This window comes from Bradyrhizobium sp. AUGA SZCCT0177, assembly GCF_018130125.1.
In the GTDB taxonomy this organism is placed as follows: Bacteria; Pseudomonadota; Alphaproteobacteria; order Rhizobiales; family Xanthobacteraceae; genus Bradyrhizobium.
In genome coordinates this window covers 1-14955 of sequence record NZ_JAFCMA010000029.1, presented here as the reverse complement: position 1 = coordinate 14955, position 14955 = coordinate 1, and the positions used below count along the sequence as shown (strand labels likewise).

The 14955-nt window shown below is 62.7% G+C and carries 13 protein-coding genes; 7 read left to right on the top strand and 6 right to left on the bottom strand.

Annotation, left to right across the window (positions count from 1 at the left end):
* Positions 1-9: 9 nt before the first annotated feature.
* From JQ597_RS28510 to JQ597_RS28500, 3 genes are all read right to left on the bottom strand, one after another.
* Positions 10-588: an invasion associated locus B family protein gene (locus JQ597_RS28510; protein ID WP_349628895.1), complete on the bottom strand. Its 579-nt coding sequence runs from the start codon at positions 586-588 to the stop codon at positions 10-12.
* 124 nt (positions 589-712) lie between these two features.
* Positions 713-3859: a multidrug efflux RND transporter permease subunit gene (locus tag JQ597_RS28505; protein WP_212268807.1), complete on the bottom strand. Its 3147-nt coding sequence runs from the start codon at positions 3857-3859 to the stop codon at positions 713-715.
* On the bottom strand, positions 3856-5025 hold the full coding sequence (locus JQ597_RS28500; RefSeq protein WP_212268806.1) for an efflux RND transporter periplasmic adaptor subunit: 1170 nt from the start codon (positions 5023-5025) through the stop codon (positions 3856-3858). Before JQ597_RS28500 ends, JQ597_RS28505 begins: the two co-directional genes overlap by 4 nt.
* A gap of 145 nt (positions 5026-5170) precedes the next feature.
* Here JQ597_RS28500 and JQ597_RS28495 point away from each other — a divergent pair, with 145 nt between their 5' ends.
* The 7 genes from JQ597_RS28495 to tolA all read left to right on the top strand — a co-directional run bounded on the left by JQ597_RS28495 (position 5171) and on the right by tolA (position 11481).
* The gene (locus JQ597_RS28495; protein WP_212268805.1) at positions 5171-5431 is read left to right on the top strand and encodes a hypothetical protein; all 261 of its coding nucleotides are present in this window, start codon (positions 5171-5173) and stop codon (positions 5429-5431) included.
* Positions 5431-5670 carry a hypothetical protein gene (locus JQ597_RS28490; RefSeq protein ID WP_192740401.1) on the top strand — a complete coding sequence of 80 codons (240 nt, stop codon included), beginning with the start codon at positions 5431-5433 and terminating at the stop codon, positions 5668-5670. Before JQ597_RS28495 ends, JQ597_RS28490 begins: the two co-directional genes overlap by 1 nt.
* A gap of 260 nt (positions 5671-5930) precedes the next feature.
* Complete coding sequence (locus tag JQ597_RS28485) at positions 5931-8477, top strand: TonB-dependent receptor (protein WP_212268804.1); 2547 nt, start codon at positions 5931-5933, stop codon at positions 8475-8477.
* A 24-nt stretch (positions 8478-8501) separates the two neighbouring features.
* Positions 8502-9191 (top strand): Fe2+-dependent dioxygenase, encoded by a 690-nt coding sequence (locus tag JQ597_RS28480; RefSeq protein ID WP_212268803.1) that lies wholly within the window; start codon positions 8502-8504, stop codon positions 9189-9191.
* Entirely contained in the window at positions 9188-10192 is a 1005-nt protein-coding gene (gene exbB, locus JQ597_RS28475) for a tonB-system energizer ExbB (protein ID WP_249148271.1), read from the top strand. The genes JQ597_RS28480 and exbB overlap by 4 nt, the downstream gene beginning before the upstream one ends.
* Before the next feature lie 3 nt (positions 10193-10195).
* Entirely contained in the window at positions 10196-10672 is a 477-nt protein-coding gene (gene exbD / locus JQ597_RS28470; protein ID WP_212268802.1) for a TonB system transport protein ExbD, read from the top strand.
* A gap of 14 nt (positions 10673-10686) precedes the next feature.
* Positions 10687-11481 carry a cell envelope integrity protein TolA gene (gene tolA, locus JQ597_RS28465; RefSeq protein WP_212268801.1) on the top strand — a complete coding sequence of 265 codons (795 nt, stop codon included), beginning with the start codon at positions 10687-10689 and terminating at the stop codon, positions 11479-11481.
* Positions 11482-11553: 72 nt separating this feature from the next.
* Here tolA and JQ597_RS28460 read toward each other — a convergent pair whose 3' ends face one another.
* The 3 genes from JQ597_RS28460 to JQ597_RS28450 form a co-directional block, all read right to left on the bottom strand.
* Complete coding sequence (locus JQ597_RS28460) at positions 11554-12759, bottom strand: serine hydrolase domain-containing protein (RefSeq protein ID WP_212268800.1); 1206 nt, start codon at positions 12757-12759, stop codon at positions 11554-11556.
* A 352-nt stretch (positions 12760-13111) separates the two neighbouring features.
* Positions 13112-13291 (bottom strand): hypothetical protein, encoded by a 180-nt coding sequence (locus tag JQ597_RS28455; RefSeq protein WP_212268799.1) that lies wholly within the window; start codon positions 13289-13291, stop codon positions 13112-13114.
* Positions 13292-13578: 287 nt separating this feature from the next.
* Positions 13579-14442, bottom strand: a complete 864-nt coding sequence (locus JQ597_RS28450; RefSeq protein ID WP_212268798.1) for a tetratricopeptide repeat protein — start codon at positions 14440-14442, stop codon at positions 13579-13581.
* Positions 14443-14955: the final 513 nt, after the last annotated feature.

The following is a 14955-nucleotide window of genomic DNA, read 5'->3' as shown; positions in this document are numbered from 1 at the left end:
CGCGCGCCGTTACTTGATCTTGTCGTAGGCCGCGGCGAAGTCGGCGAGCGGCATCGGAATGGTGATGTTTTCCTTGGCCATGTTCTGGAACGAGACTTTGAGTTGCTTGCCGGATTTCATCGCCGCCAGCATATCCGCCGGGATCTGGCTGTTGGCGTAGCAGCCGCGTTGCTCGCAGGTCTGGATCTGCAGATCGGAGACTTTGCCGTCATCGACCTGAAGCTTGGCGCCCGCCGGCAGGTTTAATCCAAGCGGCAACTGGATAATGGCCATCGGCTGACGCGTGTCGCCGGCGACGCGGATGTTGAGCAGCACGATCACCTGTCCGGTCTTGGTCAGAACCGCGGTTTGTTCGACCGCGCATTCGAGCGGCGCGTCGCGGCTTGGGCTGGAGCAGCGCGCGACCCAGCCGGGAGGGGCGGGGGTGTTGGCCGGCGCAGCATCGGCCTGCGGGGCCGGCGTCGGCGACGGCGTGGCCTGGGCTGCACGCGGCCCCGCCTTGGCCTTGGTTGCCTGCGGCGCCTGGGCGAAGCCGGGCGAGGCAAACGTAACGGCGACGACGAATGCGAGCGTTGCTGAAATTTTCACTGTGATCCGGCTCCGAAATATGTCGCTCTCGGATGTGCCGTCGGACGCTCAAAGTCAAGTAACTCGCCAGGCCAGATCGCCTGCAGGGTTAAATCACAGGCAATCCATCACGCGCAAAGCCAGTTCACTCGGCGGCTTGCTTGACAGCGCCCTGTTGTTCCGGATCGGCGTCGCGATCGGGATGCGCCGGTCGCCCCCAGCGCGCAAACGCGTTCGAGAGCCGGTCGAGATAGAGATAGATCACCGGCGTCGTGAACAGCGTCAGCGCCTGGCTGACGATGAGGCCGCCGACCATGGCATAGCCGAGCGGCTGGCGGATTTCCGATCCGGTACCGGTGCCGAGCATCAGCGGCACGCCGCCGAGCAGGGCTGCCATCGTCGTCATCATAATGGGACGGAAACGCAGCAGCGCCGCCTTTCGGATCGCGGCCTCGGGCTCCAGCTGCTCGTCGCGCTCGGCCGAGATCGCGAAATCAACCATCATGATGCCGTTCTTTTTCACGATGCCGATCAACAGCACGATGCCGATCAGCGCGATCAGGCTGAAGTCGAATCCGAACAGCATCAGGATCGCCAGTGCCCCGACGCCGGCCGACGGCAGCGTCGACAGGATCGTGATCGGGTGGATGTAGCTTTCATAGAGAATGCCGAGGATCAAATAGACGACCACGAGGGCCGCGAGGATCAGCAGCGGTACGGTGCCGAGCGATTGCTGGAAGGCCTGCGCGGTGCCCTGGAAACTCGAGTTGAGCGTCGTCGGCGCGCCGATCTCGACCATCGCCTTCTGGACGGCGCTGGTCGCCTGGCCCAGCGCCACGCCCTGGCCGAGGTTGAAGCTGATCGTGATCGCCGGGAACTGGCCCTGGTGGCTGATCGACAGTGGCCGCACCGGCACGCTGGTCCATTTCGCGAAGGTCGATAGCGGCACCTGGTCGCCTGTCGTCGGCGACTTCACATAGATCTTGTTCAGGGTGTCGATGCTGCCCTGCAGTTCCGGCAGCACCTCGAGGATCACGTGATAGCTGTTGAGCTGCGTGAAATATTGCGTCACCTGGCGCTGGCCAAAGGCGTCGTACAGCGTGTCGTCGATCAATTGCGGCTGGATGCCGTAGCGCGAGGCGGTGTCGCGATTGATCTTCAGTTCCACCGTGGTGCCATTGGTCTGCTGGTCGGTCGCGACGTCGCGCAGTTCGGGCAGCGTCTGCATTTTCGCCAGGATCTTCGGCGCCCATTCGTTCAGTTCGGCCAGATTGGCGTCCTGCAGCGTGAATTCGAACTGGGTTCGCGTCGGCCGGCCGCCCAGCCGCACGTCCTGCGCCGCCTGCATATAGAGCCGGGCGCCCTCGACCTTTTCCAGCTTGGGGCGCAGCCGCGCGATGATCTCCTGCGCTGACGCCTTGCGCTCGTTGCGCGGCTTCAGCGTGATGAACATGTTGCCGTTATTGCCGGCCCTGCCGCTGCCGCCAATGTTCATGGCGATGGTCGCGACATCGGGATCGGCCATCACGATCTTGCCGAGCTCCTCCTGGTGGCGCTTCATGTCGGCGAACGAAATATCCTGGCTGGCCTCGGACGTGGCGGTGATCAGACCGACGTCCTGTTGCGGGAAGAAGCCTTTCGGGATGATCACGAACAGGTAGATCGACAATCCCAGCGTCGCGAAGAAGATCATCAGCGTCGTGAATTTCCAGCGCAGCGCCAGGTCGAGGCCGCGCTCATAGGCGCGAAGCATGGCGTCGAACGCGCTTTCGCTCCATTGGTAGAAGCGCCCATGCCTGGTCTCATGATGCGACCTGAGGAAGCGCGAGGCCATCATCGGCGTCAGTGTCAGCGACACGATCATCGATACGAAGATCGTCATCGCCAGCGTGACCGCGAACTCGCGGAACAGCCGGCCGATGATGCCGCCCATCAACAGCAGCGGGATCAGCACCGCGACCAGCGAGATCGAGATCGAAACGATGGTGAAGCCGATTTCGCTGGCGCCCTTGAAGGCGGCGGCCATCGGCTTTTCGCCTTCCTCGATGTAGCGGGTGATGTTCTCCAGCATCACGATGGCGTCGTCGACGACGAAGCCGACCGCGATGGTGAGCGCCATCAGCGACAGATTGTCGAGCGAATAGCCGAATACCCACATCAGCGCGCAGGCGCCGAGCAGGGCCAGCGGCACCGTGATGGTCGGGATCACCGTTGCCCAGAAGCTGCGCAGGAAGATGAAGATCACCATCACCACCAGCGCGATGGTCAGAAGTAGCGTGAATTGCACGTCCTCGACCGCGGCGCGGATGGTCTGGGTGCGGTCGCTGATGACCTCGATCTTGATCGCAGGCGGGATTGCCGCGACCAGCCGCGGCAGCGTCGCCTTGATCTTGTCGACGGTGTCGATGACGTTGGCGCCGGGCTGTTTGAACACGACGAGGAACACGCCGCGCTTGCCGTTGGCCCAGGCCGCCTGCTTGGCGTCTTCCGGGCCGGTGACGGCCTGGCCGATATCGCGAACCCGCAGCGGTCCGCCATTGCGATAGGCGATGATGACGTCGTTCCAGTCCCTGGAATCGAGCAGCTGGTCGTTGACGTAGATGGTGTAGGCGCGGGTGGCGCCGTCGATATTGCCCTTCGGGCTGTCGACGGTGGTGATCGTGATCTGGCTGCGCACGTCCTCCATCGACAGGCCCTTGGCGACGAGCTTGGCGGGATCGATCTGGATGCGGATCGCGGGCTTTTGTTGCCCGCCGATGATGACCTGCGCAACGCCGGAAATCTGGCTGATCTGCTGCGCAAGCTGGGCGTCGACGCTGTCGCTGACGGTGGTCAGCGGCAACGTATCCGACGTCGCCGACAGCAGCAGGATCGGCGAATCCGCCGGGTTGACCTTGCGATAGGTCGGCGGCGAGGGGAGGTTCTTCGGCAATTGACCGCTGGCGGCGTTGATCGCGGCCTGCACGTCGTTGGCGGCGCCATCGATCGAACGGTTGAGATCGAACTGGATGGTGACCGCTGACGTGCCGAGATAGCTGGTCGAGGTCATCTGCGCGATGCCGGGAATTTGCGCGAGCTGGCGCTCCAGCGGCTGCGCCACCGACGAGGCCATCGTCTCCGGACTGCCGCCCGGCAGGCTGGCGGAGACCTGGATGGTCGGAAAATCGACCTGCGGCAGCGGGGCCACCGGCAACAGCGGATAGGCGACGAGACCGATGAACAGAATGCCGGCCATCATCAGCGAGGTGCCGATGGGGTAGCGAATGAAGGGCGCGGAGATTCCGCCGCTCATTTTCGGCCGACCTTGGCCGGCACCGGATCCGAACTTGCGACCGCGGTCGAAACCAGCGTGCCCGGCTGAACCTTGTATTGGCCAGCCGTGATCACCTGCTCGCCGGGCGACAATCCCTCATCGATCACGGAGCGCCCGTCGATCGACCGCGTCACCTTGATCTTGCGCAGTGCGGCCTTGTTGTCCTGGTCGACCGTGAACGCGTAGAGGCCGTCGGACCCATGCTGAACCGCATCGTCGGGCACCACGGTGGCGTCCTTCAGCGTCGCAATCAAAAGCCGGGTTGAAACCGACTGGCCCGGCCACAGCGCATGATCCTTGTTGTCGAACAGCGCCTTGAGCCGGATCGTGCCGCTCGTGGTGTCGACCTGGTTGTTGATCAGCGCCAGCGTTCCCGTCGACAGCACGCGCTTGCCGTCGGTCGACAGCGCGATCGTCTCCGGCGGCGCCACCGCAAGTGCAGCCCTGATATCGGGCAGTTGATCTTCGGGGGCCGTGAAGATCACGGCGATCGGTTCGATCTGCGCGATGGTCACGATGCCGGTCTGGGTTGCGGCATTGACGATGTTGCCGACGTCGACCTGGCGCAGGCCCGCAACCCCGGAGATCGGCGCCTTGATGGTGGCGTAGTCGAGCTGGGTTTGCGCATTGAAAATGGCCGCGGCGTCGGCCTCGATCTGCGCCGTCAGTTGCGCGACGGTGGAGCGCTGGGTATCGGTTTGCTGCCGGGTTGCGAATTCGCCGAGCTTGGTAAAGCGCTGCAAATCGAGACTGGCGTTGGCGAGATTGGCTTCGTCCTGGGCTTTCTTGGCCTTGGCCTGATCGAGCGTCGCCTGGAACGGCCGCGGATCGATCTCGACCAGCGTATCGCCCTGCTTGACGAACTGACCTTCCTGGAAGGCGATCCGGTTGATCTGGCCATCGACGCGGGTGCGGACCAGGACAGTATTAAAGCCTTGCACCGTGCCGAGGCCGGTCAGATAGACCGGGAAATCGGCCTTCTCGACGGCTGCAGTCTTGACGGCGACGCGGGCCGGTACGCGCTGCTGGGAACTGGCAGCCTGCGCGGCGTGGTCCTCGCCATGGAAGCGCTGCCAGCCGAAATAGCCGAGCCCGGCCATTGCACCGATCAGCAATAACAGACGGATCGCGCGCGATTTGGACATGCAGGCTTCTTGGGTTCGGGAGGGTATTCAAACGAGTCCCCAGCGAAGACCGGTGTAATATGCGCGCCGTTTGGCTGTAAACACACTAAGACTTGAAGAATCCTAAACAATTGGAAAGGTTTGAAGCCTCGCAGCTTGATCGAGAATGTTCTCCGCAATGCCTGCCGATTGCGCAACTCGCCGGGCGTTCGCGGGCCGCATCGCGGTGGATGAATGCATCAACAAACGTCGTGGCGAGACGAGTTCTGTTGAAGCCGGACAACATCGCCTCAACGCCTCGCGCGACGCGATCGACGGCTCGTCGAGCTCCCGCACCTCTTTTGGTCGCGTCATTTCGAAATGGTTGAAACACGATTGGATGTCGTCCATAGCGCGCGAGCAACGTTGCGACATCGGGAGCAAGTGATGGATGAGTTGAACGGACGCATGATGGCCTGCGAGATCCTGGTCACGGGATTGATCGCGCGCGTCGCCAACAGCTCGCCCGATCCGTTGCGGTTTCTCACCGACTTCCGCGACGAGATCAAAGCGGTGGTCAAGGGCGTCAACATCGCCGGGATGGAAAACACCGAGCGGGTACGACAGGTCGCGCAGGCGAAGGTCGATGAGTTGTTTTCGCTGATGAAGCCGCCGAGCTCGGATTGATCAAAACAGAAATGAGAGAAGGCCTGATTTCCAAGCCACCATTTTTTCAAGCCGCTATTTGCATCACTTTAGAACGCTTCAAATCTAAGTTTAGAACGGTTTCAAACTGCAGATTAGAATTACTTTTAACTCGATCGATTCAAGCACTCTGTTGCCGTAATCGCATTGACCGGAAATTCCCCACTGGATAGCACCGCAATGGGACGGATCGTCGCGCGTCAAAATTGCGCACGAACCAAAGTTTTTCAGGGGCGCGTTTCATGAACAAAGCTAAGGCACCGAAATCGCTGCGTTTCGGGGCGACGATCAGCTCGGCCAATCAAACCATCGAAAACAATTCCGGCAAGACGGTCACGGCGGTCGCGGGTCTGATCGCCGTTGCTTCGTTCTCCGGCGCCGAAGCCCAGCAATCCAGCCTCCCGCCGGTGACGGTCGATGCCCCGGTCGCTCGCCCGCGTCCTGCTGCTGCGAAACCTTCGGCGGACCAACTCCGTGCCCGCTCGGCGCTGCGGCGTGCGGCGCGCCGCGCGCAGCCCACGCCGGCCGCGGCGGTGCCGTTCCCCAATGCCGGTGGCTTGCGCGCGGACCGCAATCCCTATGCAAATCCGGATGCGCCCTACATGGCCACCCGGGTGCAGGCGTCAGGCAAGTTTCCCGAGCCGATCCTCAATACGCCAAAGACGATCACAGTGCTGACAAAGGAAGTGCTGGAAGACAAGAACGCCACCACGCTCAAGCAGGCGATCCTGAGCACCGCGGGCGTGACGCTGGGCACGGGCGAGGGCGGCAACGCCTTCGGCGACCGCTTCTTCATCCGCGGCTTCGACGCTCGCAACGACATATTCATCGACGGCGTGCGCGACTCCGGCGTCAGCGTCCGCGAGAATTTCTTCACCGAGCAGGTCGAGATTCTCCGCGGACCGGGTTCGTCCTTTGCCGGCCGCGGTACGACCGGCGGCGCGATCAACATCGTGACCAAGCAGGCGACCACTGAGAAAAGCTTCTACAACATGGACACCACGTTCGGCACCGACCACGCCAAGCGGGTGACGCTCGACCTCAACCAGGTGATCAGCCCGACGCTGGCGCTTCGTGCTGGCGGGCTGTTCCAGGACGCGGACGTCGCCGGCCGCAGCTACGTCACCGATAACCGCAATGGCGGCTTTGTCGCGGCAACCTGGAAGCCGGTCGATGCGGTGAAGATCACAGGCAACTATATCCATACCGAGCTGACCGGTATCCCCGATTTCGGCGTGCCTTACTACCGGCCGAGCACGGCCACCACGGCCGGCGGCCCGTTCACGGATTTCGGCGTCAATCGCAACAACTGGTACGGAGCGATCAACCGCGACTTCTACAGGACCGGCCAGGACATCGGCACGATCAACGCCGAGGTTCAGATCACGCCCGACCTGATGATCAGTAACAAGTTCCGCGCGTCTAGTTCGACCCAGAATTACATCGGAACGCTGCCGGAATCGCCGGTACTAGCCAACCCGCTCTCGGCTTCGACGCTGACGTCCAACCCGCAGAGCCGTTTTCAAATCACCGACGTGCTCGCCAACCAGACGGAAGCGATCTACAAATTCCAGGATGCGGTCGGGTTCAAACATACCGTGCTGGCGGGTATTGAAGTCGCTCGTGAGAGAACGTCGATCGACAAGTATTTGGGGCTTACCTCGGAGGCAAACGGAATTCCTGTAAGCCCGTCTGGCTCGCCAACGAACACCAGCGTCTTCTATCCTCAAAACACGAATTTGCCTCACGGAATCCCGTCGCTTTCGGGATTCCCGACAAAGGTCGCGATCGACACCACGAGCGGATATGTCATGGATTCCGCCAATTACCGCGACCTCGTGATCGTCAACGGTGGTTTCCGCTACGATGACTACAGCATCAAGACGTCAGGATACGCGGCAAATAATGCCTTCGGCCAGCAGTCGGCGGATTTCCAGATTCCCAACTTCAACCTCGGTGTCACACTGAAGCCGTTGCCGAACGGCAGCTTCTATGTGGCTTACGCGACCTCGGCGAACCCTGTCGGCGCCGAGTTCGACGGCACCAGCACGGCCTATGGCGGCATCAATCCGGTACTGCCCGGTGGCAATACCCAGATCTTCGGGCCGGAAAAGAACAAGGCCTTCGAAGTCGGAACCAAATGGGAGCTGTTCGATCGCCGCCTGCTGGTGACCGCGGCGCTGTTCCAGACCGAGAAGGAAAACGCTCGCGAAGCGCAGAATGTGAGCAGCTCCAGCACTGCGACCGCGCTTGGGTGTGTCTATCCGACCGGTACGACGGGCAACATTTCCTGTATCACGGCCGGTGCCGCTTACCGCATCCGCGGCATCGATCTCGGGGTGGGCGGCAAGATCACCGACAAGTGGAGCGTGTTCGGCGGGCTCGTGCTGATGCAGTCGGAGGTCACGAAGTCGCTGGCGCCGTCACCCAACACGGTGCTGTTCCCCACCAACGTCGGACTGAAGCTTGCCAACGTCGCGCACCAGTCCTTCAGCCTGCTGACCAAATACCAGCTCACGGACGTCTGGGAGCTCGGCGGACAGGCGGTGTACCGCTCGGAGATTTACGGCGGCACCTTGCTGGCCGCCAACCAGGGCACGTCGATCCCGAGCTACTGGCGTTTCGACACCTTTGCCGAAGCGAAGATCAACCAGAACTGGAAGGTCAAACTGTTCGTCAACAACATCTTCGACAAGCGCTACTACGACGCGCTGTATCAGAGCGCAGCACCGTTCGTGCTGGAAGCGCCTGGCCGCGCGGCCTATCTGGTGCTTTCGGCGCGGTTCTAGACAAATTCTAAGGATGCAGGTGGCATGCTGATCTGCATCCCCGCGGTGCTTGATAAGGCTGATGTGGCGGACTTCCGCCGCATCATGGATGAGAGTGCATGGGAGGATGGTCGTTCCACCGCTGGCGCGCAGTCCGCGTTGGTCAAGCGCAACGAGCAATTGCCGCCGGACAGCGAGGTCGCCCGCAAGCTCGGCCATCGCGTGCTGTCGGCGCTGACGGCGAGCCCGAGATTCATCTCGGCGGCGATCCCGCTGCAGATCTTTCCGCCGCTGTTCAACCGCTACGCCGCCTCCGACGGACATCATTTCGGTGTCCATGTCGACAACGCGGTGCGGGGCGACACCCTGACCGGCTTGCGGATCCGGACCGACCTGTCGGTTACGTTGTTTTTGTCGGAACCCGACGAGTACGACGGCGGCGAACTGGTGGTCGAGGACCGCTATGGCTCCCAGGAAATCAAGCTCCCGGCCGGGGACATGGTTCTTTATCCTGCTTCTAGTTTGCATCTGGTGACGCCGGTCACACGAGGTATGCGTGTCGCATCTTTTTTCTGGCTGCAGAGCATGGTACGGGATGCTCACGCCCGCAGCCTGATCTTCGATCTCGATACCGCGATCCAGGCATTGGTAGAGCGACTTGGGCGGGATGACCCTGAAACGGTCAAATTGACCGGTATCTATCACAACCTAATCCGCTACTGGGCCGAAGTATGAATTCCATAATTGTTCGCACCACCATTGCCGTGATCGCCGCCCTGGCGATGCTTTCGTCGACCGTGCCTTCGTCGGCCCAGCAGAAGATGGCGCCTGCAGCGCCGCCCGCGCCTGTGGTTCAGCAAGCTCCGGCGGCGGGGCAGCAGCCCGCCGCGCCGGCCGCACAACCTCCGGCCGCACAACCTCCGGCCGTTCAGGCTCCCGCGCCGTCGGCGGCCGCAGCGCCAAACGCCGCATCCCCGGCGGCAGAAGCCACCGCGGCGCCGGCCCAGCGTGACAAGCTGCTGAAGGCCGCCGCTGCGGAACTCCGTGAATTGTCGCCGTGGTCGATGTTCAAGTCGGCGGACGTGCTGGTCAAAGCCGTCATGATCGGTCTCGCCTTTGCTTCGCTGCTGACCTGGACCATCTTCATCGCCAAGATGATCGAGATGACCGTCATCCAGCGCAAGCTGCGCAACGCGCTTAACAAGATCAGCGACGCCCGCTCGCTTGCGGAAGCGCAATTCGCGCTGGGCGCGAAGGGTAGCGTGCTGTCGTCATTGCTCGCGGCCGCGATGCGCGAAGCACGGCTGTCGGCGGGTATCTCGAGCGACGCCGGTATCAAGGAACGCGCGGCGTCGAGCTTCGCCGAGATCGTGCGCGCCGAGGCGCGGCGGATCCGGCTCGGCATGGGCCTGCTCGCCACCATCGGCGCAACGTCGCCCTTCGTCGGACTGTTTGGCACGGTCTGGGGCATCATGAACAGCTTCATCGGCATCTCGAAATCGCAGACGACGAATCTGGCCGTGGTGGCGCCCGGTATCGCCGAAGCGCTGCTGGCGACCGCGATCGGTCTGGTCGCCGCGATCCCCGCCGTCATCATCTACAATCACTTTTCGCGCGTGACCAAGGGCTACCTGGAACTGGTCGGCCGCGCGTCGGGCGCCGCGGGACGGCTGCTGTCGCGCGATCTCGATCGCACCCATGTCGGCGGTTCGCATTCCCGCACGGCAGCGGAGTAGGCGATGGGCGCTTCAATCGCAGACAGCGACGACGACGACAGCGATTTTGCGGAATCGCACGAGATCAACGTCACGCCGTTCATCGACGTCATGCTCGTCCTCCTGATCATCTTCATGGTGGCGGCGCCGCTCTCGACCGTCGATCTTCCGATCGATCTGCCGACATCGACCGCGACCCCGCAGAAGAAGCCGGACAAGCCGACTTACGTGAGCATCAAGCCGGATCTGGCGGTTGCGATCGGCGAGAACCTGGTCAAGCGGGTCGACCTGGTGCGCTCGCTCGACGCGATGCCGGATATGAGCAAGGATAAATATGTGTTCCTGCGCGCCGACCGCGCGGTGCCCTATGGCGAGTTGATGGACGTGCTGGAGATCCTGCGCGCCGGCGGTTATTCCAAGCTCAAGCTGGTGACACTCGAAGGCGTTCCGGATGCGGCGGCCTTGCCGGCAGCGCCGGCGCCGGCCGAAGCGAAACCTTGAACGGCTGATTGCCGATGACTGACCTCGACGAACAAACGACGTCCCGGCGGCTCTGGGTTTTCGCAGGCGTCTGCGCGCTCGCGCTCCACATCGGCGGCGCGGCGCTGGCGATCTCGCATTTGCAGGCCGAAGAGGCCGACGATGCGCTCGGCGCGACCGCGATCGAGATCGGGCTCGAAATGGCCTCGGTCCATCGCGAGGTGACCGATCTGCCGCCAGGCCCCGATACGGATGCGTCGACGGCGTCACCTCAGCTCGCCGAGCAGAAGGCCGAGGTCAAGGAAACCGAGCTGCCGCAGGACAAGCCAACCGAACCCGAAGAAGCGGACCGGGTGGTGACGGAGACCGAGTCGAAAAAACCCAAGGAAGACGATCCGAAGATCGCGGCGGTGCAGACCGCGGCCTCGACGGAGTCAGTCGCGTCAGAAGCAACCGCCACCCCCAGTTCCGAGGCGATCCCGGAGGGGCCGCGCTCGATCGCACCGGCCATCGGCAGCGGCGAGACCGCGCGCCGCGTGCGTGCGACCTGGCAGAAGGAACTGAGCGCCCATCTCGACAAGCACAAGAAATATCCAAAGGATCGCGCACAACAGGCCGCCGAAATCGCTGTTCGTTTCACGCTGGACCGGATGGGGCGCGTGCTTTCGGTCAGCATCGAAAAAGGATCCGGCGACGCGGCGTTCGACGAGGCCGCACTCTCAATGGTGCGGCGCTCCGATCCCGTGCCAGCGCCGCCGCCGCTGATCGCGGACGAGGGGTTGAGCTTTACCGTGCCGGTGATCTTCCGGGTTAAATCGAAGAAGGGCTGAGCGGGTAGGGCGCAGCGGAGTGATGTTTCCACCAGTTGGCCAGGATAGCCAGGGAAGTCGCCGCTCCGGGGCCTACGACGCTGGCTCCGTTTGGAGCGCGCGCACCGCAGCTCTGATCATCGCGACGATTTCGAGCCCGGCGGCGCCGTCCTCAGGCTGACGCCACGCGCTCTGGATTGCGACGACCACCTGCTCGGCCGGATTGACGACGATGATCTGGCCATAGTCGCCATTCGCCGAAAAGACACCGTTGTTGACGCCGCCCGGCAAGGGCGGCATCGCCCACCAGTGGTAGCCGTATCCCAACGGCGAACCGGGCATGAGCCGACCGAAGCCGGTGGGGGCGCTGTCGGGCTGTCCGGCGAGATCGCGCCAGCCGGGCGGAAGGACCCGTCGGCCACTGAAAGCTTCGCCATCCTCCAGCACCAGCTGGCCGAAGCGGCCGAAGTCGCGCAGGCGCGCGCTGACGCCAAACCCGGCGAGCTCCAAGCCGCCTTCGGAGTCAAGTTGCCAATACCCATCGGCCTCCATGCCGGCAGGTCCCCAGATCGTTTCGGCGCTGTAGTCGGCCAGGGGCCGGGCTGTTGCGGCTGCGACCAGCGCGCCAATCAGGAAACTCTCGCCGGTCGAATAGTTGAAGACGACGCCCTGCGGCTCTGCGCGCGGCAGTTTGCATAGGAGGTCGAGGACGGAGCCCGGCCGCCGGCTCACCATCGCCTTGACCAGGCGATTGCAGTCTGACCGTCCGTCTGCATCATCGGCCTCGCGCCAGGCCACGCCGGAGCACATCCGCAGGAGATTACGGATCGTGACGCCCTGGTAAGCCGAGCCGCGCAACCGCGGCAGGTATTGCTCGCAGCGATCGTCAAGGCTGCCGATCGCGCCATCGTGGAGCGCCGCCCCGACGAGCGTCGCGGTGATCGACTTCGCGGTCGACATGCTGGTCCACCGGCTCTCCGGGGCGTTGCCCATGCCGTAGCGTTCCAGCGCAATCTCGCCGTGCTTCAGGATCAGCAGCCCGGCCATGCGGCAGCGGGCCATGTGGTCGCTGAGGCCGATGCGTACCCCGCCCACCTCAAAGGTCAGGTCCGCGAGCGAACGGGCGTGCGGTGGAAGCGGCCGCACCGCGTCGCCGCGCCGGATGATGCGCACCGGCCAGACCTGGTTCTGGTTGCGGAAGGTCGGCGCCTGGTTTTCGGGTGTCGTGTTCCAGTGGTTCGGAGCCGCCCGCTCCGGATCGGCGTCATCAGCGGCATTCGTCGGTGCAGGATTGGCCATGAATACCCCCTCGGTCGTTGAGACGACGCCAAATCGCCCGGGAACGGCGCGTTTGCAAAGCAAATCAAGTTGGTTTGACGTGGTCTGGTCCCACTGGCATGCTGACGGCCGACGATACGGAGACATAGCCCCGTCAGGGGATGTGCGAATGTCCGCCCAGGGGCAAACTGAGAAGTCCAGACCGGCGCGCGGGAAGTCGGGTATGCCTGCGGGACCGGACATCGTCGTGCCGTTCACCACGTCGCAAAAGTGCCATTAGCCGCTGTGAGCAATCGCAGCACAGCGGCCTCCCGAGCCGCCGCCGCTTCCACGCGGGTACCACCCGTCCTTGTGGAGGGGGTTCTCCTTTGATTTAGATCTGACCCGCTTGCTGGAGTACCTGGGCGAATGTCTTCATCGCCTGCAGCTGCTCTCGGTTTTCCTGTTCTTTGACCTTCACCTTGTTGCCGCCAGACGCCGCATCGAGCTCCTCGGAGGACAACTCGTGCAGTTCCAGAGCTTCGCTCTTAGCGTTGATTGCATTTCCAGTCATCGCATTTCCCCTTTGAATTAGCCGCCGCGATCATCCGCGCCGATGCGGCCATATCTGGCATCACCGCTCTCGTCGGTATGTGACGGCCATCACAAAATGTCTGATTTAACCGGGGCGCTCGCCTATAAGCTTGGGCGTGGCAGCGAAATCTTCCCGCTTATGTCGGCTTGGGTTCAGTCGCGTCACTTTGACTGCGTGCTGCGAACTTCCGCTCGTCAACAATCAGCGGGCATCACCGATCGTGTATGTCAGGTCCGACAAGTGCCACTTCCAGACGTCAAACCATGTCAGCGCCGCCCCGTCATCTTGCTCAATTCTTTCGATACGCGCTTCACAGCCTTCAGGCCGTCTGGATCGGCCGGAGCGAGTTGAGAGTGCATCTTGAAGTCAGCCAATGCCGCTTGCAGACTGCGTTTCTTCTCCCACGCAATGCCGCGGTTGTAATAGGCTTTGGCAATTTTCGGATCGAGCCGGATCGCCTCGTTGTAATCCGCAATGGCCCGGTCGAGGTCGCCCCTGTTGCCCCAGGCGCTGCCGCGGTTGACGTAGGCGCGCGCATATTTCGGATCGAGTTGGATCGCCTGGTTATAGTCCGCGACCGCCCGGTCGTATTTGCCCCCGGCGCCCCAGGCGCGGCCGCGGCCGTAGTGCGCTTCAGCATCTTTCGGATCGATCTCGATCGCCCGGTTGAAGTCCGCGATGGCCCGGTCGAGGTCACCCTTGGCCCCCAAGGCGCTGCCGCGGTTGGCGTAGGCGACCCCATATTTCGGATCGAACTGGATCGCCTGGTTATAGTCCGCGATGGCCCGGTCGAAGTCGCCTTTGTGGAACCAAATGTTGCCGCGGTTGCTGTACGCAGCCGGATACGTCGGATCGATCCGCATCGACTCGTTGTAGTCAGCCACTGCGCGGTTGACGTCACCCTGTGCCTGGTACGCCCCGCCGCGACGCGTATGCAGCCGCGCAAGGCTTCGACCCGTGTATTGTTGCGAGTCGATGGCGCGCGAGCACCCTGCGACCGCGAGGTCATCTGACAGCTTTATGCAGAAATCCAACTCGTCTGCGGCTGCGGCGGCCACTCTCGGCAACCCGGCGAGAACCACCACGGCTATGCAAGCTAACAACCGGTATGTTGAGAAGCGCATCTGCATCGCACGTGGTCTCCGCACGTTGGTCGCAGCAGCCGGAACAACCGACCGCCATTCTCCGGACGTTCATTTGTCCTTTAGTCGGGTCGCAGAACAAATGGTTCATCAGCGATGATTGGACGCTCGGTTTCCGGTTTGGGTCGTTCGCGTCGCTTCCGGCATGCCGGTCGACGTCCGCTCAGCGGGAATCACCGGACACGCGCCGTACCATTCGCAGACTGTCGTTGATCCTCTCTAGTGTGTATTCTGAGGTCAGAGCGAGATTGCTGCGTCGCTTCGCGAGCAAGCGCTATTTTGCGGCCCGGGTGCGACAAATCAACCCGACGGGCAAATCAGTTCTGATAGTCGGAAATCATGTCAAGCCCTGAAGTAAAAAAAGATTTCTGTTTACCAGAAGCCAAATCAGAGGCATATGTTTGGCCATCCCGTCCTGGTCAGAAGGGCGTCGGCCGTCGTCACGGACGTTGGACGGGTTGCGGTGGACGCTGGTTTACGCCTCGACGACGGCGTGGATAA

What these genes read in the sequence shown, in the direction of transcription:
- JQ597_RS28505 (WP_212268807.1), bottom strand. Translation starts at nt 3,859, where the DNA reads ATGAGCGGCGGAATCTCCGCGCCCTTCATTCGCTACCCCATCGGCACC.
- JQ597_RS28500 (WP_212268806.1), bottom strand. Translation starts at nt 5,025, where the DNA reads ATGTCCAAATCGCGCGCGATCCGTCTGTTATTGCTGATCGGTGCAATG.
- JQ597_RS28495 (WP_212268805.1), top strand. Translation starts at nt 5,171, where the DNA reads ATGTTCTCCGCAATGCCTGCCGATTGCGCAACTCGCCGGGCGTTCGCG.
- JQ597_RS28490 (WP_192740401.1), top strand. Translation starts at nt 5,431, where the DNA reads ATGGATGAGTTGAACGGACGCATGATGGCCTGCGAGATCCTGGTCACG.
- JQ597_RS28485 (WP_212268804.1), top strand. Translation starts at nt 5,931, where the DNA reads ATGAACAAAGCTAAGGCACCGAAATCGCTGCGTTTCGGGGCGACGATC.
- JQ597_RS28480 (WP_212268803.1), top strand. Translation starts at nt 8,502, where the DNA reads ATGCTGATCTGCATCCCCGCGGTGCTTGATAAGGCTGATGTGGCGGAC.
- exbB (WP_249148271.1), top strand. Translation starts at nt 9,188, where the DNA reads ATGAATTCCATAATTGTTCGCACCACCATTGCCGTGATCGCCGCCCTG.
- exbD (WP_212268802.1), top strand. Translation starts at nt 10,196, where the DNA reads ATGGGCGCTTCAATCGCAGACAGCGACGACGACGACAGCGATTTTGCG.
- tolA (WP_212268801.1), top strand. Translation starts at nt 10,687, where the DNA reads ATGACTGACCTCGACGAACAAACGACGTCCCGGCGGCTCTGGGTTTTC.
- JQ597_RS28460 (WP_212268800.1), bottom strand. Translation starts at nt 12,759, where the DNA reads ATGGCCAATCCTGCACCGACGAATGCCGCTGATGACGCCGATCCGGAG.
- JQ597_RS28455 (WP_212268799.1), bottom strand. Translation starts at nt 13,291, where the DNA reads ATGACTGGAAATGCAATCAACGCTAAGAGCGAAGCTCTGGAACTGCAC.
- JQ597_RS28450 (WP_212268798.1), bottom strand. Translation starts at nt 14,442, where the DNA reads ATGCAGATGCGCTTCTCAACATACCGGTTGTTAGCTTGCATAGCCGTG.